Annotated in this window: 20 protein-coding genes and 1 pseudogene; 11 read left to right on the top strand and 10 right to left on the bottom strand. The window is 71.0% G+C overall.

Features of this window, described 5'->3' with window-relative positions; all coding sequences use genetic code 11:
* Nucleotides 1–49: 49 nt before the first annotated feature.
* The 3 genes from dapF to miaA all read right to left on the bottom strand — a co-directional run bounded on the left by dapF (nucleotide 50) and on the right by miaA (nucleotide 2503).
* Nucleotides 50–928: a diaminopimelate epimerase gene (gene dapF / locus ACF062_RS06690; protein ID WP_392136656.1), complete on the bottom strand. Its 879-nt coding sequence runs from the start codon at nucleotides 926–928 to the stop codon at nucleotides 50–52.
* A 67-nt stretch (nucleotides 929–995) separates the two neighbouring features.
* The gene (locus ACF062_RS06685; protein WP_392137668.1) at nucleotides 996–1457 is read right to left on the bottom strand and encodes a hypothetical protein; all 462 of its coding nucleotides are present in this window, start codon (nucleotides 1455–1457) and stop codon (nucleotides 996–998) included.
* A 107-nt stretch (nucleotides 1458–1564) separates the two neighbouring features.
* Nucleotides 1565–2503, bottom strand: coding sequence for a tRNA (adenosine(37)-N6)-dimethylallyltransferase MiaA (gene miaA, locus ACF062_RS06680; RefSeq protein WP_392136654.1), 939 nt, complete (start codon nucleotides 2501–2503; stop codon nucleotides 1565–1567).
* A gap of 182 nt (nucleotides 2504–2685) precedes the next feature.
* Here miaA and ACF062_RS06675 point away from each other — a divergent pair, with 182 nt between their 5' ends.
* The gene (locus ACF062_RS06675) at nucleotides 2686–2988 is read left to right on the top strand and encodes a hypothetical protein (protein ID WP_392136652.1); all 303 of its coding nucleotides are present in this window, start codon (nucleotides 2686–2688) and stop codon (nucleotides 2986–2988) included.
* Between the two features lie 34 nt (nucleotides 2989–3022).
* Nucleotides 3023–3310, top strand: a complete 288-nt coding sequence (locus ACF062_RS06670; protein ID WP_392136650.1) for an antitoxin — start codon at nucleotides 3023–3025, stop codon at nucleotides 3308–3310.
* 280 nt (nucleotides 3311–3590) lie between these two features.
* Here ACF062_RS06670 and ACF062_RS06665 read toward each other — a convergent pair.
* The 3 genes and pseudogenes from ACF062_RS06665 to miaB form a co-directional block, all read right to left on the bottom strand.
* Nucleotides 3591–3812, bottom strand: a pseudogene (locus ACF062_RS06665) (YbaK/EbsC family protein); the annotation flags it as partial.
* Nucleotides 3813–3993: 181 nt separating this feature from the next.
* Nucleotides 3994–4731 (bottom strand): class III extradiol dioxygenase subunit B-like domain-containing protein, encoded by a 738-nt coding sequence (locus tag ACF062_RS06660; protein ID WP_392136648.1) that lies wholly within the window; start codon nucleotides 4729–4731, stop codon nucleotides 3994–3996.
* Between the two features lie 357 nt (nucleotides 4732–5088).
* Nucleotides 5089–6579 carry a tRNA (N6-isopentenyl adenosine(37)-C2)-methylthiotransferase MiaB gene (gene miaB, locus ACF062_RS06655; RefSeq protein WP_392136646.1) on the bottom strand — a complete coding sequence of 497 codons (1491 nt, stop codon included), beginning with the start codon at nucleotides 6577–6579 and terminating at the stop codon, nucleotides 5089–5091.
* A gap of 140 nt (nucleotides 6580–6719) precedes the next feature.
* Between miaB and ACF062_RS06650 the strand changes: the two genes are divergently transcribed.
* Nucleotides 6720–7715 carry a TAXI family TRAP transporter solute-binding subunit gene (locus ACF062_RS06650; protein ID WP_392136644.1) on the top strand — a complete coding sequence of 332 codons (996 nt, stop codon included), beginning with the start codon at nucleotides 6720–6722 and terminating at the stop codon, nucleotides 7713–7715.
* 53 nt (nucleotides 7716–7768) lie between these two features.
* Here the strand turns inward: ACF062_RS06650 and ACF062_RS06645 are convergent, their stop codons facing one another.
* Both ACF062_RS06645 and ACF062_RS06640 read right to left on the bottom strand, forming a co-directional pair.
* Nucleotides 7769–9184 carry a sensor histidine kinase gene (locus ACF062_RS06645; RefSeq protein WP_392136642.1) on the bottom strand — a complete coding sequence of 472 codons (1416 nt, stop codon included), beginning with the start codon at nucleotides 9182–9184 and terminating at the stop codon, nucleotides 7769–7771.
* A 15-nt stretch (nucleotides 9185–9199) separates the two neighbouring features.
* Nucleotides 9200–9889, bottom strand: coding sequence for a response regulator transcription factor (locus ACF062_RS06640; protein ID WP_223777158.1), 690 nt, complete (start codon nucleotides 9887–9889; stop codon nucleotides 9200–9202).
* Nucleotides 9890–10168: 279 nt separating this feature from the next.
* On the opposite strand from ACF062_RS06640, the gene ACF062_RS06635 reads away from it, so the two are divergent.
* The 8 genes from ACF062_RS06635 (at nucleotide 10169) to ACF062_RS06600 (ending at nucleotide 17157) form a co-directional block, all read left to right on the top strand.
* Nucleotides 10169–10948 (top strand): amino acid ABC transporter ATP-binding protein, encoded by a 780-nt coding sequence (locus ACF062_RS06635; protein ID WP_392136639.1) that lies wholly within the window; start codon nucleotides 10169–10171, stop codon nucleotides 10946–10948.
* A 47-nt stretch (nucleotides 10949–10995) separates the two neighbouring features.
* Nucleotides 10996–11916, top strand: a complete 921-nt coding sequence (locus tag ACF062_RS06630; RefSeq protein WP_392136637.1) for a glutamate ABC transporter substrate-binding protein — start codon at nucleotides 10996–10998, stop codon at nucleotides 11914–11916.
* 95 nt (nucleotides 11917–12011) lie between these two features.
* A complete protein-coding gene (locus ACF062_RS06625) occupies nucleotides 12012–12659 on the top strand; it encodes an amino acid ABC transporter permease (RefSeq protein ID WP_392136635.1) in 648 nt (215 codons plus the stop codon).
* Nucleotides 12656–13654 carry an amino acid ABC transporter permease gene (locus tag ACF062_RS06620; protein ID WP_392136633.1) on the top strand — a complete coding sequence of 333 codons (999 nt, stop codon included), beginning with the start codon at nucleotides 12656–12658 and terminating at the stop codon, nucleotides 13652–13654. Before ACF062_RS06625 ends, ACF062_RS06620 begins: the two co-directional genes overlap by 4 nt.
* Nucleotides 13655–13920: 266 nt before the next feature.
* Nucleotides 13921–15654: an FAD-dependent monooxygenase gene (locus tag ACF062_RS06615; RefSeq protein ID WP_392136631.1), complete on the top strand. Its 1734-nt coding sequence runs from the start codon at nucleotides 13921–13923 to the stop codon at nucleotides 15652–15654.
* Nucleotides 15655–16039: 385 nt separating this feature from the next.
* Nucleotides 16040–16126 (top strand): putative leader peptide, encoded by an 87-nt coding sequence (locus ACF062_RS06610; protein ID WP_392137667.1) that lies wholly within the window; start codon nucleotides 16040–16042, stop codon nucleotides 16124–16126.
* Between the two features lie 81 nt (nucleotides 16127–16207).
* The gene (locus ACF062_RS06605; RefSeq protein ID WP_392136629.1) at nucleotides 16208–16771 is read left to right on the top strand and encodes a cysteine dioxygenase; all 564 of its coding nucleotides are present in this window, start codon (nucleotides 16208–16210) and stop codon (nucleotides 16769–16771) included.
* Entirely contained in the window at nucleotides 16762–17157 is a 396-nt protein-coding gene (locus ACF062_RS06600) for a rhodanese-like domain-containing protein (protein ID WP_392137666.1), read from the top strand. The genes ACF062_RS06605 and ACF062_RS06600 overlap by 10 nt, the downstream gene beginning before the upstream one ends.
* 35 nt (nucleotides 17158–17192) lie before the next feature.
* Here ACF062_RS06600 and ACF062_RS06595 read toward each other — a convergent pair whose 3' ends face one another.
* Both ACF062_RS06595 and ACF062_RS06590 read right to left on the bottom strand, forming a co-directional pair.
* The gene (locus tag ACF062_RS06595; RefSeq protein WP_392136627.1) at nucleotides 17193–19739 is read right to left on the bottom strand and encodes an FtsX-like permease family protein; all 2547 of its coding nucleotides are present in this window, start codon (nucleotides 19737–19739) and stop codon (nucleotides 17193–17195) included.
* Complete coding sequence (locus ACF062_RS06590) at nucleotides 19736–20623, bottom strand: ArsR/SmtB family transcription factor (protein WP_392136625.1); 888 nt, start codon at nucleotides 20621–20623, stop codon at nucleotides 19736–19738. Before ACF062_RS06590 ends, ACF062_RS06595 begins: the two co-directional genes overlap by 4 nt.
* Nucleotides 20624–20644: the final 21 nt, after the last annotated feature.

Genomic DNA, 20644 nt, shown 5'->3' with positions numbered 1-20644 from the left:
TGACCACCTCTCGCCGAGCGTGAAACGGATCACCCATTCGAGCGACAGTTCATGCGATTGCCGTTTCGAGCCATTCGGACGCGAACTCGCCTTCGGCGACGATCACGGCGGGGCCGGTCATCTCGATCTCGCCGTCGGGCCGCTCGGTGATCACCAGGCGCCCGCCGAGCACGTCGACGGTGTACGTGACCGGGGCGCCGGTGGCGGCCGGGTCCACGCCGTCCCTGCGGGCCGCGGCCACGGCCACGGCGCACGTGCCGGTGCCGCACGAGCGGGTCTCCCCCGCGCCGCGCTCGTGCACGCGCATGGCGACGTGACGCGGGCCGCGGTCGACGACGAACTCGACGTTCACCCCGTCCGGGTAGGCGGCAGCGGGGCTGAAAAGCGGCGGGGCGTAGAGGTTGCCCGCTTGGGAGAGGTCGTCCACGAAGGCGACCGCGTGGGGGTTGCCCATGTTCACGTTGAGGGCGGGCCACTCGTGGTCGGCGACCGAGACCGTGACGTCGTCTCCGGAGAGGCGCGCCTTGCCCATGCCCACGGTGATCTCGCCGCCGGATTCCGCCTTGGCGATGTGCACGGTCTTCACCCCACCACGGGTGGCCACCGCCAGGTCGCCCGCGCCGATGTGACCCGCGTGCTGGAGGTACCGGGCGAAGACGCGCACTCCATTGCCGCACATCTCGGCGATCGACCCGTCGCCGTTGCGGTAGTCCATGAACCATTCGGCCTCGTCCGCGAGATGACGGGCCTCGGGGTGGGCGGCGGAGCGTACGACGTGCAGGACGCCGTCGCCACCGATGCCCGCCCGGCGATCGCACAGGGCGACGACTGCGGCCGGGGGCAGCTCGATGGCGTTGTCCGGGTCCGGGATGATCACGAAGTCGTTCTCGGTCCCGTGCCCCTTGAGGAAGGCGATCCGCGTGCTCATCCCTCGATCGTACGGGGTGGGTACGACACTCGGTCGGCCCGATGCCCGCGGGCTGCCGGTGGCGGCCTCAGCGGAGTCGGGCCACCCGCCACACGGCGAGGACAGCGGCGCCGAGGAACAGCAGGGCGTACGCGGAGACGACCCGCCAGTCCGGGCGGCGTCCGGAGCCGCGCTCGGGCAGCCCCGGCCAGGTGTGCCCCACCCGGCGGGCGGCCATCATCCCCCAGCCGGCCGCACAGCAGCTGAGCAGCAGTCCGAGCATGGCGACCACCGCGCCGCCGTCGCCGAACTCGAAGGCGAGCGGGAAGGCGAACATGAGGGATCCGACCGCGGCGAGGATCACGATGGGCGCGAGCTGCCAGATGCGCAGGCGTCGCTGCGGGCGCAGCTCGACCTCGACCTCGGCCTCCGCGGACATCTCGTCCGCGCCGGGACCGTCGTCCGTCACGCCTCCCGGCGCCTCGTCGGGGCCGTCGGGACTCAGCTGCTCTCCGCCGTCATGCGCGGTGTCACGAGGGCCGGCCTCCATCGCCACGCGCCCTCCCACTTCGGACTTCACTGGTCGATCGATGGTCGATGATGGCACGCCGTCAGGTGCCCGGATGACCGCCGGAGCGTCCCGATGCCATCACGTGATCAGGCTGTGACCGGTCGTTCGACCAACGCCAGTGCGCGTGCCGGGAGTTCCCCGCGATCGGCCACGGCCCCACTGAGCCAGTGCACCCGGGGATCGCGCCGGAACCACGAGTCCTGGCGGCGCGCGAAGCGTTTGGTGGCGCGCACCGTCTCGGCGCGCGCCTCCTCCTCGGTGCACTCTCCGGCGAGGGCGGCAAGCACCTGCTGGTAGCCGAGCGCCCGCGAAGCCGTGAGCCCCTCGCGGAGCCCTCGGGCCTCCAGCGCGCGTACCTCGTCGACCAGGCCCGCGTCCCACATGCGGTCCACGCGCGTGGCGATGCGTTCGTCGAGTTCGGGGCGGGCGACGTCGACGCCGATCTGGACCGTGTCGTACACGGATTCGTGCCTCGGGAGGTTGGCGGTGAAGGGCTTGCCGGTGATCTCGATGACCTCCAGGGCGCGGACGATCCGGCGGCCGTTGCTCGGCAGGATCGCCTGGGCGGCCCCCGGGTCCGCGGCGGCGAGGCGTGCGTGCAGCGCTCCGGGGCCCCGCAGGACCAGCTCCTCCTCCAGGCGGGCGCGCACGGCGGGGTCGGTGCCGGGGAACTCCAAGTGGTCGACGGCCCCCCTGACGTACAGCCCGGAGCCGCCGACCAGGATCGGCCAGCGCCCCTCGGCGAGCAGACGGTCGATGTGCGCGCGGGCCAGCTTCTGGTACTCGGCGACGCTGGCCGCCTCCGTGACGTCCCAGATGTCGAGGAGGTGGTGGGGAACTCCGTCGCGCTCTTCGGGTGTCAGCTTGGCGGTGCCGATATCCATCCCTCGGTAGAGCTGCATGGAGTCGGCGTTGACGACTTCGCCCCCAAGACGCTGGGCGAGGAAAACGCCCAGATCGGACTTTCCGGCCGCGGTGGGACCGACGACGGCGATGACCCGCGGGGCGGGAGCTGCGCTACTCACCGCCCCAGTCTCGCAAACCCCACGTCCACTTCCCGAACGAGCTACGTGACGACAGGGCTCTCAGGTCGTTGCCTGTTGCGAGGTTCCGGCCGCCGGTTTCGAGGACCGACGACCCGGGCGACGCAATGTGCCGCACCGGGCGGCGCGGGATTTCGCCCACACGAGTAACGTATGGAGTAGATATGGGCGTTTTTGCAAGGTTCCGCCGGAAGGCCAAGGACAGCGAAGAGACGACGACCGAGGCGGCCGCCGCCGCATCGGTGACGGCCGAGCCGGAGAAGACCGAGGGAACCGCGGAGGGCTCCCCCGGCTCGGCCAATTCGAAGCCCGTTGCCGAGGCCGGCACGGACAAGGAGAGCGCCGCCGAGGACAAGCCCGCGGAGGGCGGCGACGAGGCGGCCGCGGCGGAGGGCGTGGACATCCCGAAGCAGCAGTCCGCCGAGAAGGCGGCCGACACCGAGGCCGGTGAGGGCGCCCGAAAGTAGCTCCCACAGCCCCCTAGCGAGGGAAGGTGAACCCATGGGCTTCCTGGACCGCATGAAAGCCAAGCTCGCCCCTGCCAAGGACAAGGTCTCGGACCTCGCGCAGCATCATGGGGACAAGATCGACCACGGCCTGGAGAAGGCCGCGCAGGTGGTCGACAAGAAGACCAAGGGCAAGTACAGCGACAAGATCCAGGCGGGCACGGGCAAGGCGAAGGACGCCGTCGACCGCCTCGCCGCGCAGGACCAGGGCAAGGGCAAGGACGACGGCGGCAGCGCCACTCCGCCGCCGTCGGCGCCTCCGACGCCCCCTCCGGCTCCCTGACCCGCATCGGCGGACGGCCGTGAAGCATGCCGCTTCACGGCCGTCGCCGTGCGCGGGGACGGCCGTGAACACGGTCGGCGGGCCCGTCCGAAGGCCCGTCCGGCCCGTCCGAAGGCCCGTCCGCGCGGCCGTCGGGACCGCCCGGCGCCCGTCCGCGCGGCCGTCGGGGCCTCGTCAGCACGGCCCGCCGGGCCTGTCCGCACGGTCCGTCCGCACATCCCATCGGCCCCCGTCAGCACGGCCGTCGAGGCTGCCCCTCCGGCTGTCGGGCGCGACCCCGTCAGCACGGCCGTCGCGCCTGTCCGTCCGGTCGGCGGGCGATCAGCGTCTTCGGGGCCATCGGAAAGACGGCGTACGGCGTGCCCGCCGCCGCCCACACCACGTCGTGCTCCAGCAGGGAGCGGTCGGCGAGCACCCGGGTCCTGGTCACGTGGCCGAAGGGCGGTACGCCACCGATCGCGTAACCGGTGGTCGCCCGGACCACGTCCGCCTTCGCGCGCGTGTCAGGCGTCGGCGCCGGGCGTCGGGCGGCGGGCGGACCGCCGTGAGACGGGCAGGAATCGCTCGGCCTCTGGAGGCGCTGCGACCAGCAGGTCACCAGGGGCCAGGCGGTCACTACGGCCACCCGGTCACTGGAACCAAGCGCTCACTAGGACCGCCCGGTCACCAACACCACCCCGTCACTACGACCAGGCGGCCACCAGATACCCCACGCCGTACGGCGCGTCCTCGTAGAGCAGCTCGCCGCTCAGCGCCGCGCCGTCGGCCGCCCCGGCGAGCACCTGCCACGGGGCGCGGCCCGCCGCCTGCAGTTCGTGCGCGAGCTCGGCGTCCAGCGCCTGCAACGCCGCCACGTCGGCCGCGCCGAGTGCCCGCCCGACCTCCTCGTCGAAGCCGGCCGCGCGCTCGTCCAAGTACCCCGGCGCCTTCAGCGTGCGGCACGCGCTGGCGTCGCCCATCACCAGCAGGGCCACGCGGTCCGCTCGCCCCGCGATCTCCCCTCCGAGTTGCATACACCGCTCGGCGGCAAGTGGTTCCCCCACGCCCAGGCCTTCCAGGGGAGCGGTCGACCATCGGGTGCGCTCGAGCAGCCAGGCGGCCACCGCGAGCGACGGCGGAAGCTCGCGCCCGGCCGCCTCACCGTCGGCGTCGTCCTCACCCTCGCCCTGGGGGCAACCAAGTCGTACGCCGAGATCGACCCCGAAGCCCCGGAAGGACCCGCGCGCGCCCTGCGCATGCGATCCCTGCCCGCTGGGCTCGGCCGGACCCACCACGACCAGCCGATCGGGCCTGGCGGCGGCGAGGACTCCGATGGCGTCCGTGCACGCCGCGCGCGCGGCGTGCAGTTCGGGAGCGGCCCCCGCGGCGACTTCGGGGACGAGCAGGGGCGGACAAGGGCACACGGCGGCGGCGACAAGCATGATCCGCAGCGTAACGCGCCTACTGGGAGACCGGTCCCGAGTCCCACTCCAGCTCGCAGATCAAGAACCGACAGGGGTACGACACCGGAGGAGCCGTCGCCGATGAGCAGCCAGCCGCCGGCCGTGCGGTAACGGCGGGCGCGCCGCGGGTACCTCGGGTGCCGGGGTCGGTAGAGGCGTACGAATTCCGCGAAGTGCTCCACGGCTTCGTCATGGGTGCCCTCTACGGTGGCGACGACTTCGCCGGGCACACGCTCGCCCCCGTGGGCGGCCTTGTCCACCAGAAGCGCCCAGAGCGCCATCGCAGCCCCCGACCCGGCGTCGGCGGCCCCCGCCGCCGACGGCCCTCACCTCAGGTCAGTCGCAGCCGCAGCCGCTCCCCGTCGCCACCGGCAGCGGCGCGGGAGCGCCGATCTTCGGCAGGCCCAGCATGACGCCCGCGGGCTTCGCGGCCGCCTCTGTGTTGCGCTTCTCCCAGGCGTCGCCCGCGCGCGTGGGACGCACGTTCAGGACGGCGCCCTCGGCGAGCAGGTGGTGCGGGGCGGCGTAGGTGATCTCGACCGTCACGACGTCACCGGGGCGCACCTCGGTGTCCGGCTTGGTGAAGTGCACCAGGCGGTTGTCGGGGGCGCGGCCGGAGAGGCGGTGCGTGGCGCCGTCCTTGCGGCCCTCGCCCTCGGCGACCATCAGCTCCAGGGTGCGGCCGACCTGCTTCTTGTTCTCCTCCCAGGAGATCTCCTCCTGGAGGGCCACCAGGCGCTCGTAGCGCGACTGGACGACATCCTTGGGGATCTGCCCCTCCATGGTCGCGGCCGGGGTCCCGGGGCGCTTGGAGTACTGGAAGGTGAAGGCGTTGGCGAAGCGGGCCTCGCGGACCACGTGCATCGTCTGCTCGAAGTCCTCCTCGGTCTCGCCGGGGAAGCCCACGATGATGTCGGTGGAGATCGCCGCGTCCGGCATGGCGGCGCGGACCTTCTCGATGATCCCCAGGAAGCGGTCCTGGCGGTACGAGCGGCGCATCGCCTTCAGGACGGGGTCCGAACCGGACTGCAACGGCATGTGGAGCTGCGGCATCACGTTCGGCGTCTCGGCCATCGCGGCGATCACGTCGTCGGTGAAGTCGCGGGGGTGCGGTGAGGTGAAGCGCACGCGCTCCAGGCCCTCGATCTTCCCGCAAGCGCGCAGCAGCTTGCTGAAGGCCTCTCGGTCGCCGATGTCGGAGCCGTACGCGTTCACGTTCTGCCCGAGGAGGGTGATCTCGCTGACGCCCTCGCCGACGAGTGCCTCGATCTCCGAGAGGATGTCGCCGGTCCTGCGGTCCTTCTCCTTGCCGCGCAGGGCGGGGACGATGCAGAAGGTGCAAGTGTTGTTGCAGCCGACGGAGATGGAGACCCACGCGGCGTACGCGCTCTCGCGCCGGGTCGGAAGCGTCGACGGGAAGGCCTCGAGCGACTCGGCGATCTCGACCTGCGCCTCTTCCTGGACGCGGGCGCGCTCCAGGAGGACCGGCAGCTTGCCGATGTTGTGCGTGCCGAAGACGACGTCGACCCAGGGCGCCTTCTTGACGATGGTGTCGCGGTCCTTCTGGGCGAGGCAGCCGCCGACGGCGATCTGCATCCCGGGACGCTTCGTCTTCATCGGGGCCAGGCGGCCGAGATTGCCGTACAGGCGGTTGTCGGCGTTCTCGCGCACGGCGCACGTGTTGAAGACGACGACGTCGGCGTCGCCGTCGGCTCCTTCGGGCGCACGTTCGTAGCCGGCGTCCTCCAGCAGCCCGGAGAGCCGCTCGGAGTCATGGACGTTCATCTGGCACCCGTAGGTGCGCACCTCGTAAGTCTTCGCGCTCATCTCGCCCCCCAGAGTACGGGGTCGCCACGCGCGCGTGGCCGCCGATGGCGAACCCGGGCACTCCGGAGACGGCTCCCAGCGGGGTGTGGTGTGACCTCGCCCCTGGTCATCACGGTGAGCGGGCTGGCAGGATCGCGCGCATGCTCCAGGTCCTTCCCCGCATCGGCAGGCGCCGCGCCCTTCAGGGCTCGGCCGCGGCGCTCGTGGTGCTCGGGCTGCTGTCGTGGTGGCTGCTTCCGGTGGGCGAGGACTCTCCGAGCGGGCGGATGAAGTTCAGCACGGGCGTGCGGAACGGCGTCTACGAGCGGTACGGAAAGCTCTTGCGCACAGCGATTTCGCAGGACATGCCGAAGGTGGACGTGGAGCTCCTCAACAGCCAGGGGTCGCCGCAGAACATCGAGCGGGTGGCGACGGGCGAGGCCGATTTCACCATCGCGGCCGCCGACGCCGTCGAGAAGTACCGCCTTGAGGGCGCGCCCGAGGCGGGCCGCCTGCGGGGCTGCGCACGCCTCTACGACGACTACGTCCAGTTGGTGGTGCCCCGGGGCTCCGACATCCAGTCCGTGGAAGATCTGCGGGGCAAGCGGGTGGCGGTGGGGCAGGACCGCTCGGGCGTGCGGCTGATAGCGGACAGGGTGCTGGACGCCGCGGGCCTCGATCCGGACACGGACATCGAGCCGGTGTCCGCGGGCATCGACACCATGCCGGACCTCCTGAAGAACCGCTCCATCGATGCCTTCTTCTGGTCGGGCGGGCTGCCGACCACCGCTGTGCGCACGCTCTCCAAGGACATGGACCTCCGCCTCGTCCAGCTCGGCTACCTCGTCGAGAGGCTGCACAAGCAGGGCGGCGCCTCGCGCTACTACCGGGCCGCGACGATGCCGGCCGACGCCTACCCCCTCGCCCAGCAGGGCTCCGCGGTGCCCACGCTGGCGGTCGCGAACCTTCTGGTCACGACCGACCGGGCCGACGCCGACCTGACCGCCGGGCTGACCCGCACCGTGATCGACAGCCGCGACCACATCGGCGATGAGGTGCATGCGGCCCAGCTGGTCGATCTACGGACCGCCCTGTTCACCGATCCCCTCCCGCTGCACGACGGGGCGCGCCGCTACTACCGCTCGGTCAAACCGTGAGCGGGGGCATGGGGAGGGCCGAGGAGAAACCTGGCGAGGGCCGTCAGCGGCCCTCAGGAGGCCGCTGACGGCCCGCTACGGGGAACGCTGACGGTCACCTTCAGTCCATGCGGTTCGTTCCGCGCGTACGCGATGGAGCCGCCGCCGGCCGTGAGCAGGGCCCGCGAGATGGACAGGCCGAGCCCCGAGCCCTGCACGTTCTGGTGGCGGTTGCTGCGCCAGAAGCGGTCGCCGACGCGCGCAAGCTCGTCGTCGGTGAGACCGGGCCCGCCGTCGGTGACCACCACGGTCGTCGTTCCGTTGCTGGAGGAGACCGTCACGTGGACCGGCCCTCCCTCGGGGGTGAACTTCAGGGCGTTGTCGATCACCGCGTCCAGCGCGCTGGAGAGGGCGACCGGGTCGGCCCAGCCGGTGGTCGCCGGGCAGTCGCCCGTGAGCCGTACGCCCCGCTCGTCGGCGAGCGGCCGCCAGGCGGCGACGCGCTCGGCCGCCAGCTCGCCGATGTCGGTGAGGCGCAGGTCGGCCGCCGCGTGCTCGGCGAGCGCCAGGCCGAGCAGGTCGTCGAGGACCTGGGCCAGGCGCTTGCCCTCGGTACGGACGGAGGCGATCTCCTCGTTGCCCTCGGGCAGTTCGAGGGCGAGGAGTTCGATGCGGAGCAGCAGGGCGGAGAGGGGGTTGCGCAGCTGGTGCGAGGCGTCGGCGACGAAGGCACGCTGCTGTTCCAGCACGTCCTCCACATGGTCGGCCATCTCGTTGAACGACCGGGCGAGGCGTCTGAGTTCTGGTGGCCCGCCCGCGGCGGCGACACGTGACTTGAGGCGTCCGGTCGCTATGTCATGCGTGGTGGCGTCCAGGACCCGCACCGGGCGCAGCACCCAGCCGGTGAGGCGCAGGGCCGCTCCCACCGCCAGGAGCATGGCCGCCGATTCGCCCGCGGCGATGAGCAGCCAGCCCTGGAGCGTCTTCGAACGCATGCGTCCCGTGGGCGAGTCGGTGACCACCACGGCGATCACGTCCCCGTCCCTGATCACCGGGGACGCGACGGCGAGGCGGCCGCGCTGCCACGGCCACACCTGCTCGGGGTCATGGCTGCCACGGGAGCGCAGTGCCTCCTGGAAGGCTCCGCGGACATCTCCCTTGGAGGGCAGGTACCAGGAGGCCGGGGCGTGGGCCATGGGGTCGTCGTCGCGGTAGAAGACACCCGCTCTGATGCCGTAGACCTCGTAGTAGTCGTCGAGTTCCTTCTGCAGCGTCTCGCGGCGCTCGTCCGTGCCACCTTTCACCCGGGAGCCCGTGGGGCGTTTGGTGACGAACTGCGCGAGGGAGGCGAACCGCGCCGTGTCGTCGATCCGGTCGACGATCACCTTCTGCTGTTGCGCCGCCGCGACACTGACGGCCAGCGGGAACCCGAGCGCGAGCAGCACGCCCGCCATGAGGACGATCAGCAGCGGGAGGAGGCGGGAGCGCACCTGTCCTCGCTCTTGCTACGTGGCCGGGGCGACGAGGCGGTAGCCGACGCCGCGCACCGTCTCGATCAGGGCGGGCATGTGCAACTTGGAGCGCAGGGACGCCACGTGCACTTCCAGCGTGCGCCCCGTCCCTTCCCAACTGGTGCGCCACACTTCGCTGATGATCTGTTCGCGGCGGAACACCACTCCGGGGCGCTGGGCAAGGAGTGCGAGCAAGTCGAACTCCTTGCGGGTCAGTTGGACAACCGAACCCGCCACGCTGACCTGGCGGGTGGGCAGTTCGATGTGGACGGAACCGAGCCGCAGCTCGCTGTCGCCGGGCGCCGTCGCGCCGCCGGGCGTGGGGCGCCGGATGACCGCGTGGATGCGGGCGATCAGCTCACCGGTGTCGTACGGCTTCACTACGTAGTCATCGGCTCCGAGGTTCAGGCCGTGTATCCGGGAGCGTACGTCGGCGCGGGCGGTCACCATGATCACCGGTGTCGAGCCGCGCTTGCGGATCTTGCCGCAGACCTCGTAGCCGTCCTGGTCGGGCAGGCCGAGGTCGAGCAGGACCACTCCAAAAGGGGGCGCCTGTGCGGGCAGCAGGGCCTGGAGTGCCTCTTCGCCGTTCCGGGCGTGTACGACGTCGAAGCCGTGCCGGGTCAGGATCGCGGACAGGGCGGCGGCCACGTGATCGTCGTCCTCGACAAGAAGCAGTCTCATACGGGCCCCCTCCAGTTCATCCGTCATTCCGTTGTGGCCGGTAGTCGCGCAGCGCGCATGCGCACAAGGCATCCACGCCGATGGGTAAGGACCGCGTCAAGAGGGATCGGGTCACGGACACGTTCCGTTATCCAGCCGGTACGCACATCGTGGACCCTCTTCACACGGTGTGTCCGGTTGCGGCCGGATCGTTATGCTCAATTTCCCCTCAGATGTAATGACGCTGGTCGCACTGGGTTATTACTGTCCTCCCAACCGAGGAGGATGGAGCAACAAGCCGTGACCGAAGTATCGGTGACCAAGGACGCCATACCGCCCGGGGCGGACGACCTGGTCGTGCTGAAGAACGTCAACAAGCACTTCGGCGCTCTGCACGTCCTCCAGGACATCGACCTCACCATCGCCCGTGGCGAGGTCGTCGTGGTGATCGGCCCCTCAGGGTCCGGCAAGTCGACCCTGTGCCGCGCCATCAACCGCCTGGAGACGATCGACTCGGGAGCCATCTCGATCGACGGCAAGCCGCTGCCCCAGGAAGGCAAGGAGCTCGCCCGCCTCCGTGCGGACGTGGGCATGGTCTTCCAGTCCTTCAACCTTTTCGCGCACAAGACCGTGCTCGAGAACGTGACGCTGGGCCAGATCAAGGTGCGCAAGACCGGCAAGGCGGAGGCGGAGACGAAGGCACGCGGTCTGCTCGACCGCGTGGGCGTCGCCTCGCAGGCCGACAAGTACCCCGCCCAGCTCTCCGGCGGTCAGCAGCAACGCGTCGCGATCGCACGTTCGTTGGCGATGGACCCCAAGGTGATGCTCTTCGACGAGCCCACGTCGGCGCTCGACCCGGAGATGATCAACGAGGTCCTCGAGGTGATGCAACAGCTCGCCCGCGACGGGATGACGATGGTCGTCGTCACCCACGAGATGGGCTTCGCCCGGTCCGCGGCGAACCGCGTCGTCTTCATGGCGGACGGCCGGATCGTCGAGGAGGCCACGCCGGACCAGTTCTTCAGCAACCCGCGCAGTGACCGGGCCAAGGACTTCCTGTCGAAGATCCTTAAGCACTGAGGCTCCCGCGCCGTCTCAACTCCTGCCGAAACAAGAGGATGTTCACCATGAAGCTCCGCAAGTCCGCCGCCACCGCGGCGGCCATCGCCGCGCTCGCGCTGACCGCCACCGCCTGCGGCGGCAAAGAGGGTTCCGCCGGCGACAAGCCGGAGGGCCCGGACAGCAAGGACACCAAGGCCCTCAGCTACACGGTCAAGAAGGACGTCTCGATCGACTCGTCCGTCTTCAAGGACGCCAAGAAGCGCGGCAAGCTGGTCATCGGCGCCAAGGCCGACCAGCCTTACCTGGGCTTCCAGGACCAGTCGACCAAGGAGTACTCCGGGTTCGACATCGAGATCGCCAAGATGATCGCGGCCGACCTCGGCTTCTCGCCCAAGCAGATCGAGTGGAAGACGGTCGACTCCGGCGCCCGCGAGACCGCGGTCTCCAAGGGCGACGTCGACTTCATGATCGGCACGTACACGATCAACGACGAGCGCAAGAAGCAGATCGACTTCGCCGGGCCGTACTACCACGCCGGTGCCTCCCTGCTGGTCCGCAAGGACGAGAAGGACATCAAGGGCCCGGAGACGGTCCGCGGCAAGAAGGTCTGCTCCATCGTGGGCTCCACGCCGCTGCAGAACATCAAGAAGCCGAAGTACGGCGCCAAGGTGACCGAGCTGTCCAAGTACTCCGAGTGCGTGGCGCAGATGCTCAACGACCAGGTCGACGCCGTCACCACCGACGACGCCATCCTGATGGGCTACGCGGCGCAGAACCCGAAGAAGCTCAAGGTCGTCGGCAAGCCCTTCTCGGACGAGCCCTACGGTGTCGGCCTCAAGAAGGGCGACAAGGCGCTTCAGAAGGCCGTCGCGGACGCCATCAAGGCGCACCAGGAGAACGGCGACTACAAGAAGGCGTTCGACGCCACCATCGGCAAGTCCGGCTCCGAGTACAAGGACCCGCCGGCCTTCACCGACCCCAAGTAGGACCACGCGCCCCGCTTCGTACGGCCGATACGTCCGTACGGGGCGGGGCGTCTTGTGAGCCCGTCGCCGCCCGACCGCCCTCTCGCGGAGAATTCATGAACGTACTGACCGACAACCTGTCGCTGTTCCGCGAGGGGTTCATCGGCACCGTGGAGCTGACCGTGGTCAGCGGGATCATCGCCTTGGTGCTCGGTGTGATCATCGCCGCCTTCCGGGTCTCACCGGTGCCGCCACTGCGCGTCTTCGGCACCGTGTGGGTGAACGTCCTGCGGAACACCCCGCTGACCCTGCTGTTCCTGGTGGCCTTCTTCATCCTTCCGAAGATCCTGTTCCCGGAGATGGACTCCTTCGTGCTCGGCGTCGTGGCGCTGGGCTTCTACACGTCGTCCTTCATAGCCGAGGCCCTGCGCTCGGGCATCAACACCGTGCCGATGGGTCAGGCCGAGGCGGCCCGCGCGATCGGCATGAGCTTCACGCAGGTCATGCGGGTCGTGGTGCTCCCCCAGGCCACCCGCGCGGTGGTCGCCCCGATGGGGTCGATCTTCATCGCGCTGACGAAGAACTCCGCGATCGCGGGCAGCTTCGACAACGTCGACCTGTTCAACGTCGCCAAGACCCTCAGCAACGACGGTTACGACATCGCCATGATCTTCCTCTGGATCACGCTCGCGTACCTGGTCATCACCTACGCCATCAACGGCGCCTTCCGGCTGCTGGAGCACCGTATGGAGGTCGCCCGATGAGCGCCAGTGTCCTCTTCGACGCCCCCGGCCCCAAGGCCAAGATCCGCAACCGGATCTACTCGGTCGTCGGCACCGCGGCGGTGCTCGGCCTGATCGTCTGGGTCGTTCTGCGGCTCAACGAGAAGGGTGAGTTCGAAGGTGCCCTGTGGGACATCTTCAACTACTCCGGCATCCGCGAGAACATCTTCGAAGCGCTCCTCGCGACCCTGAAGGCTTTCGCGCTCGCCGCTGTCCTCTCGCTGGTCTTCGCGGTCGTCCTCTGTGTCGGCAGGCTCTCCGACCACCGGGTGGTGCGCTGGGCCTCAGTGATCTTCATCGACCTCTTCCGGTCGATCCCGCTGCTGATCACGATCTTCGCCCTGTGGGTCGGCGTCGTCGGCGACATGACGCCGTTCTGGGCGCTCGTCCTCGGCCTCTCGATCTACAACGGCTGCGTCCAGGCCGAGGTCCTGCGCGCGGGCGTCAACGCCGTGCCGAAGGGCCAGCGGGAGGCCGCCTACGCGCTGGGCATGAGCAAGACGCAGGTGACGGCCGGCATCCTGTTCCCGCAGGCCGTGCGCTCCATGCTGCCGACGATCATCAGCCAGCTCGTGGTGACGCTCAAGGACACCTCGCTCGGCTACATCATCCTCTACCCCGAGCTGCTGTACTCAGCGCGGCTGATCGCCAACAACACGCCGGTGAACGGCACGTACCCGTTCGTCCAGACGGTCGTCGTCGTCGGTGCCATCTACATCGCGCTCTGCATGGCGCTCTCCTCGCTCGCCACGTGGATCGAGAAGCGCGGGCGCCGCGCGAAGACCGGCATCGTGGTGGCCGCCGCCGCGGAGCCCGCGGAGGCCCCCGGCGTACTGGACACGACCACGCCGCTCGGCCCGTCGGTCGCCGTAGAGCCCGCGGCGGGTGCCGCGCCCGAGGCCGGAGCCGGTGGTTCCGATGGCGGCACCGGGCGTCCGGGCGACGACTCGACCGGCTCAGTTGGTAAGTCCAACTGACAGAGCGTCGACAGAGGAGTGGGGGGCGGCCGCCGTGCCGCCCCCCACTCCTGTCTCCCCAGGCCTGAATCCCCCTGTCCGGACTCTGCCCCACTGTTACTTCCTGGTGGACGCCACTGCCAACGTCACTTGACGCAAGCACCAGCAATAGGTTGCATACGTTCTGTGATCGTGCACCGGGCTCCAACTGCCAGTTTCTGTACGTACGTCCAGCGCTTCCGGACAGCCCGGACCCTCGGATCCCGCCGGGCCGGAGGGTGCGCGCCGTGGACCCGGTGATCATCGTCGGCGCGGGCCCCGTCGGCCTCGCGCTCGCCCTCGCGCTCGCCCGTCACTCCGTGCCCACGGTCGTCCTCGACGAAGGGCCGGGCAAGGACGAGCAGCGCCTCGCGCGGACGAACGTGCTCCGCGAGGACACCGCGGCCTTCGTGGAACGGCTCGTGGGTCACTCGTTCGGTGACGCGGAGTCGGGCGCCCGCTGGGCCAGTTGGCGGTCCCTGCGGCGCAAGCAGGTGATGCGGGAACTCACTTTCGACGACGAGTCCCCCTCCCCGCTGCATCTGCCGCAGCACGTGCTGACCGGCGCGCTGCGCGAGGCCATCGCCGGCGAACGGCTCGTCGAGATCGCGGTGGAGAGCAAGCTCGTCTCCCTGGAGCAGGAAGCGTCCGGGCTGACCGCCCATACGCGCGCCCCCAAGGACACGTGGTGGCGTGGCAGTTACCTGGTGGGCTGCGACGGGTCCCGCTCCACCGTGCGCAAACTCCTGGACATCCGCTTTCCGGGCCGTACGGCGGTCGAGCGCCACGCCGTGGCGGCGCTGCGGACGGAACTTCCTTGGGCCGGCGAAGCGTTGTTGCACCGGATGCCTCCGTGGCGTGGCGGGGGCGCCGAGGTGACGGGCCGTCCGCTCGCCGGCGGAGTGTGGCGGCTCGACTGGCTCTTGCCGCCGCGCGGCGAGCTGGTGACACCCGACGCGCTCGTCCTGCGGATCCGGGAGACCCTCGCGGGCTGGTGCGGGGGTTCCACACCGCCGTACGAACTGCTCGACACGGGCGTGCACACCGTCCACCACCGCCTGGCCCGCCGGTGGCGGGTCGGCCGCGCCTTCCTCGCCGGGGACGCCGCGCACCTCCTGGGCGCGCTCGGCACGCAGGGACTCGACGAGGGGCTGCGGGACGCGGACAACCTCGCGTGGAAGCTGGCGCTCGCCTGGCACCACGGCCCGCACGATCCGCTGCTCGACAGCTACCAGGCCGAGCGGCGGGCCGGTGTGGCCACGCGCCTACGCGCCGCCGACCAGTCGCTGCCGGTGCTGCGCGGCGGTGGAGGTCTGCGCTCCTACGTGCCGGGGGCGGCGCGCGGACACGACGCGCTCCTCACGGACGGCCACGTGGGGCGCGGGCCGCTCGGTGCGCCCTCGTCGTACGCGGACTCCCCCCTGGCGCCCGCGCCGTCCGAGTCGCAGGTGGCGGTCGGCACGGAGTCGGGCGCACCGGTCGCCGATGTGCAGGTCACCGCCCCCGACGGGTCCTTCGCCCAGTTGCGGGAGCGACTCGGATTCGGTCATCTTCTCGTCGTCCTCGTCGCGCCGGGCACGGTGGTGTGGGAGCGGCGGCACTGGGTGACGGCCGGGATCATGCCTCGGCTCGCCGCCGCCGTGACGGCGCTGCCGCACCCGGCCGAGTTGCTCGTCGCGGAGAGCTATCCCGGGGCCGCCGCGCACACCGTTCTGCTCGTACGCCCCGACGGGCACCTGGTCACCGCGCTCTCCGGAGTACGGCCGGCCGAGCTGTACGCGGCCGCCGAAGCGGCGGTGGGTGGCGCGGGGGCGGCGGCGCGTAAGGGCGCGGATCAGGCGAGCGGGGACGAGAAGGGCGGCGAACAGAAGGGCCGCCGGGAGGGTGACTCGGCACAGCGGGGCCTGGCGGTGCGGCCCGGCTCAGCGGTTCAGGCAGGCGGGCAGGGGAGCTCGGCGGGGGTGGCGCGGCCGGGCAAGTGAGGCGGTGGCGGAAGGTGCGGGTTGGCCGGGGTGGCGGGCGGCGTGGCTGGTGTGGCGAGTGACCGGGCCAGTGTGGTGAGCAGGGCGGCTGGTGCGGCGAGCAGCCGGGCCGGGATGGCGAGCGGCCGGGCCCGCCGCGGCCTCGTGGCCTCGCGGCCACCAGGCGGAGGTGGCGGTGCGGGGCGGTCCGGGTGGAGACGGACGGGGCGGAGACGGACCGGCGGACCCGGGCGGAGGCCGGTGATCCGGGGAAGGTGCCCGCGTCCCCGGAGGGCCACGTACGCGCACCGCCGTACGGAGTCCGTCCGACCGCCCCCTGAACCCCTCGCGATCGCATGCTGAGCAGGAGTTGACCGGCCCAGGCCTCCATGGTCTACTCCGGATCGTGACCGACACCGATGTGCGCCTGTGGCGGAGGGTCCACATGGACCTTGTCCGGTACGCAGGCTGCGTGTGTCACTCGTCCTGCTGAATTCGCATCTTTTCTCCACGCGCTGAGCGCCGCCCTCCGGCCTGCTCGCGCGCTCTTCCGCGAACCTTCAGGACGGTACCCGTGTCTGTCTCCCCTCCTTCCGCTTCTGCCCCTGCCTCCGCTTCCGTCGCGCCCGCGTCCACGCGCTCCACCGCTCCGACCGCCGCCGAACTCCTCGACTTCGTCCGCCGCAGCGCGGCCGACTCCAGCCTCATCGCCGCCCTCCCGCTCGACCCCGAGGGCCGCACCTGGGTGCGTCTGGAGGGGCCCGGTGGCAGCGAGGCGTGGCTGATCGGCTGGCCGCCGGGTACCGGAACCGGCTGGCACGACCACGCGGAGTCGGTCGGCGCCTTCCTCACCGCGGCGGGCACCCTCAAGGAGAACTCGCTCGCCGTGCGCCTGCCCACCGACGGCTGGAAGACCCTGGAGCTCTCCGAAGGCGTCGACCGCGAGCGCGACCTGAAGGTCGGTGAGGGCCGCGCCTTCGGCCGTAACCACGTACACGAGGTGCTGAACGAGTCGACCACCGAGCACGCCATCTCCGTACACGCCTACTACCCGCCCCTCCCCCGGATCCGCCGCTACAGCCGCACCGGCGAGGTGCTCCGCCTGGAGTCCGTGGAACGCCCGGAGGACTGGCAGTGAGCGATCAGCCGACCGGTATCGACGAGTTGCTGGAGCGCGTACGGCGCGACCTGGACCGGGTCGGCCCCCAGGAGGCGTACGACGTCGCGCGGGCCGGCGGCCTGCTGGTCGACATCCGGTACGCGGCACTGAGGGAGCGCGACGGCCTGATCCCCGGGGCCCTGGTCGTCGAGCGCAACGAACTGGAGTGGCGCCTCGACCCCCAGGGCAGCCATCGCGCCCCGCAGGCCACGGATCACGATCTGCGCGTCGTCGTGATCTGCAACGAGGGCTACGCGTCGAGCCTCGCGGCCGCTTCCCTGCGGCAGTTGGGCCTGCGTCACGCGACCGACCTCATCGGCGGCTTCCAGGCGTGGAAGGCGGCAGGGCTCCCGGTGGCGGTGTGACCGCGCGAAGGCTCGGCCGCCCTCCTCCTTGCCGCCTACTCCTTGGCCGTCGCCACCGTGACCGGGAGTGGCCTGAGGGCGGCGCGGCCGGGCAGCGCGGTCGCCAGCAGGGCGAGCAGCCCGGCGACGGCGACCACGGAGACGTACACCAGCGGAGTGACCGTCGGTGCCGCACTGCCCGTCATGCCCACGCTGAACGCGGTCAGTACGGCGAGCGCCGCTCCGCTGCCGAGCGCGGTGCCGATGAAGAGCACCGACAGCGCCTCGGTGCGCAGCATCCGCAGTACCTGGCGGCGGGTGGCGCCCGCGAGCCGGAGCATCGCGAATTCGCGCATGCGCTCGGACACGGACATCGCGAGGGTGTTGACCACCGCGATGGCGGTGAAGGCCAGGACGAGGCCCATGGCGAGGTGGTTCACCTCGGCGCTGGCCTGCTGGCGTTCGGCATGGAGTCCGTCGGCGACGGCCGGGGAGAGCACTTGGACGCCCCGGAACTTCTCGACGGCGGCCGCGAGTTGTTCCTGTGTACGGTCGCTCTTGACGAGGACCGTGGCGGCGAGCGGGTTGTCGACGTGGCGGGCGACCAGGTCGTGAGCCATGGTCAGGTCGCCGAAGCCGAGCCCGCGGGCGTACACGGCACGGACGGTGAGCTCCGCCTTCGTGCCGTCTCCGAGAGTGAGCGCAAGCGTGCCGCCCGGCTTCAGACCGAGCTGGTCGGCGGCCAGTTCGCTGACGGCGACGCTGCCCGCGCCGAAGCCCTTCAGGGATCCGGCGACGACATCGGGGTCCCAGGTCCGGACGAGCCCTTCCGGCGTGACGCCTTGCGCCGGGTACTTGTCGAGCCCTACCCGCACGGTGGTGCGGACGACCTCGGTGGCGGCCTCGACGCCTTCGGCCGTACGCAGTTTCCGCGTGGCCTGCGCCGGGACGCCCGGCCCTTGCGCGGCGAGCACCCAGTTCGCGCGGATGCCGTCGCGGGCCTGTTGCCGGGCCGCGTCCCCAAGGGTCGGCTGGACGAAGAGGACGGTGCAGGTCATGCCCGTGAGGAGGGCGAGGGGGGTGACGGCGGCGGCCATCCGGGCCGCGTTACCGCGCAGATTGGCGTGGGCGAGCTTGCCGGTCGCCCCGGTCAGCCGGAGCGGGCCGCGCAGCAGCGCTGCCGCCGCCCTGACGACGAACGGGCCGAGGAGCGCGAGGGCACAGGCCAGGACCACCACCGCCAGGAACGTCACAGGAGTCGAAGCGGCCTCCGTGCGCAGCACGCTCAGCACGGCGACGAGCACCGCACCGCCGACGAGCAGGACGAGACCGGCGACGATCCGGCCCCAGGCGGGCCTGGACCGCTCCACCCGTGCCTCGGCGAGGGCCTCGGCGGGGCGGATCCGGACGATCCTGCGCCCGGCGATACGAGCGGCGGCCCAGGCTCCGAGCACGGTCGCGCCGATGGCGACGCAGGGCGGGAAGACGCTGACAGCGTGCTCCAGAGTGGCGGGGACCGCTCCGGTCTCCACGAAGCGGCCGTGCAGCCAGCCGCCGAGCGGGATGCCGGCGAGCGATCCGGTGACGCCCGCGGCAGCCCCGACGAGCAGGGCCTCGCGTCCGAGCAGCTTGCGGATTTGCCGGGGCGTCGCGGCAACGGCACGGAGCAGGGCCAGTTCGCGGTGGCGCTGTTGGACGGAGAGGGCGAAGGTGCCGACGACCACGAGAACCGCGACGAGGAGGGAGGTGCCGCCCATCGCGCCGCCCATGCTGACGAGCTTGACGCGGGCACCGGCCGCGTCGAGGAACTCGACGGGCCCGCGGTCGTCACCCGCGCTGACCTGCGCCGTCGTGCCGTCGAGGGCGTGTGCGACGGCACGCTTGAGGTCGGCGACGCCGGTGTTTTGGTCCGGTACGACGCCGAAGGCGCTGACCTTTCCGGGGTGCGCCGCGAGCCGCTCGGCCTCTCCGGAGGAGAAGAAGAGCGAGGTCTGGTGGGGGAGGGCACCGTTCTCGGGGGCGGCGACGCCGGTGATGCGGTAGGTGCGGGGGCTCTGCGTCGACTGGACGGTGAGGCGGTCGCCGGGGGCCAGTCCGGTGCGGTCCGCGAGGTCACGGTCGATGACGAGGTCGCCTGACGCACGCGGAGCACGGCCGTCGACGAGGCGGAACGGAGTGAGGGCGGCGGACCTCCATGCGTGTCCGTACGCGGGCCTGTCCCTGTCGATCCCAGCGGCGGCCGTCAACGGCTGGGCGAGGAAAGTCAGTTCGGGCACGACCTCACCGACGCCCGGAGCGTTCTTGAGTCTGCGCTCTATGGCATCGGCCGGCAGCCAGGCCCGTTCGGCGATCGGTTTCGCCTTGTGCTTGACCTTGGTCTTGCCCTTCTTGTGCTTGACCGTGGTCTGGTGGACGTTCTGGTCGGCGGAGACGATCACCGGTGCGGCGGCGTAGCGCTCGGTCCTGACGGTGCCGCGCAGGCCGGTCTCCAGAAGCGTGCCGCAGGCCGTGATGAGCGCGGCGGCACACATCAGCGCGAGGAAGGCACCCAGGAATCCGCCTTTGCGCTCCCTGACCGTTTGCAGTGCGTAGCGCAGCATCATGAGGGCTCGGTCTCGTCTCGGTTCTCGGAGGGGGCGTCCGGGAAGGGCGGCGTCGCGGGCGCGGGCGCCGATGCGGGCGCGGCTTCGGGTACTGGTGCCGGGAAGGCCAGAAAGCGCGTGAGCACGGTGCGGGCATCCGCCGGGGTGTCGGCGTCGGGCCTCTTGTAGCGGTTGAGCAGCGCGATGTACGCCTCGAAGAACTCACGGAGTTCGGAAACGGTCAGCCGCATCGTGCCGCGCGAGTAGGGGAAGGCGTCGCCCCACTCCCCTGGTTCGGCACCCGTCTCCCGCCGCACCTGCTCGAAGAGTTCGAGGTCGGCTGCGTACGAGATGTCGTTGAGTTCGTCCATCACGCGCCGCACCTCGGGGCTCTGGCGGCTCCGCGGTGGAAAGCGGCGGTCACCGGGGACGGCCCGCCACCAACGCTCACGACCATGCCCCGAGCCCGGCCTCTCCTCGACGAAGCCATAGCGGGCGAGTTCACGCAGGTGGTAACTGGTCGCCCCGGTGTTGAGGCCGAGCGCCCTGGCGAGCGTCGCCGAGGTCGCCGGGCCGTGCACGGTGAGGTGCTGCAACATCTGCTGGCGGCGCGGCTGCGCGAGGGCTTTGAGTACGCGGAGGTCGCTGAGTTCTTCTGGGGGCGGTGCTGGCAGGGCTGTCTGGGGTGTGGGCGGGGCGGAGGCCTCCGCCGGAGCTGGGGTCTTCTCCGGCGCCGGGATCGAGCCCGCGTCGAGGCTCGGGCCTGGTGCCGGGTCCGCCGACGAAGCACTGGCCGGCACCGGGGCCGAGGCCGCGCCGGGAGCCGGATCACGGGGAGCCGAAGCCGTGCTGGGCGCCGGGGCATGCGCTCGGGCCGCGTCAGTTGTGCCGGGTTCCTGTGCCATACGTACACAGTCGTCCGTGCA

The sequence above is a fragment of the Streptomyces sp. NPDC015345 genome (genome assembly GCF_043078805.1).
GTDB lineage: Bacteria > Actinomycetota > Actinomycetes > Streptomycetales > Streptomycetaceae > Streptomyces.
This window is presented reverse-complemented; position numbering and strand designations above follow the sequence as displayed.

What these genes read in the sequence shown, in the direction of transcription:
- ACF062_RS06625 (WP_392136635.1), top strand. Translation starts at nt 12,012, where the DNA reads ATGAACGTACTGACCGACAACCTGTCGCTGTTCCGCGAGGGGTTCATC.
- ACF062_RS06595 (WP_392136627.1), bottom strand. Translation starts at nt 19,739, where the DNA reads ATGATGCTGCGCTACGCACTGCAAACGGTCAGGGAGCGCAAAGGCGGA.
- ACF062_RS06670 (WP_392136650.1), top strand. Translation starts at nt 3,023, where the DNA reads ATGGGCTTCCTGGACCGCATGAAAGCCAAGCTCGCCCCTGCCAAGGAC.
- ACF062_RS06620 (WP_392136633.1), top strand. Translation starts at nt 12,656, where the DNA reads ATGAGCGCCAGTGTCCTCTTCGACGCCCCCGGCCCCAAGGCCAAGATC.
- miaB (WP_392136646.1), bottom strand. Translation starts at nt 6,579, where the DNA reads ATGAGCGCGAAGACTTACGAGGTGCGCACCTACGGGTGCCAGATGAAC.
- dapF (WP_392136656.1), bottom strand. Translation starts at nt 928, where the DNA reads ATGAGCACGCGGATCGCCTTCCTCAAGGGGCACGGGACCGAGAACGAC.
- ACF062_RS06675 (WP_392136652.1), top strand. Translation starts at nt 2,686, where the DNA reads ATGGGCGTTTTTGCAAGGTTCCGCCGGAAGGCCAAGGACAGCGAAGAG.
- ACF062_RS06590 (WP_392136625.1), bottom strand. Translation starts at nt 20,623, where the DNA reads ATGGCACAGGAACCCGGCACAACTGACGCGGCCCGAGCGCATGCCCCG.
- ACF062_RS06660 (WP_392136648.1), bottom strand. Translation starts at nt 4,731, where the DNA reads ATGCTTGTCGCCGCCGCCGTGTGCCCTTGTCCGCCCCTGCTCGTCCCC.
- ACF062_RS06650 (WP_392136644.1), top strand. Translation starts at nt 6,720, where the DNA reads ATGCTCCAGGTCCTTCCCCGCATCGGCAGGCGCCGCGCCCTTCAGGGC.
- ACF062_RS06685 (WP_392137668.1), bottom strand. Translation starts at nt 1,457, where the DNA reads ATGGAGGCCGGCCCTCGTGACACCGCGCATGACGGCGGAGAGCAGCTG.
- ACF062_RS06640 (WP_223777158.1), bottom strand. Translation starts at nt 9,889, where the DNA reads ATGAGACTGCTTCTTGTCGAGGACGACGATCACGTGGCCGCCGCCCTG.
- ACF062_RS06630 (WP_392136637.1), top strand. Translation starts at nt 10,996, where the DNA reads ATGAAGCTCCGCAAGTCCGCCGCCACCGCGGCGGCCATCGCCGCGCTC.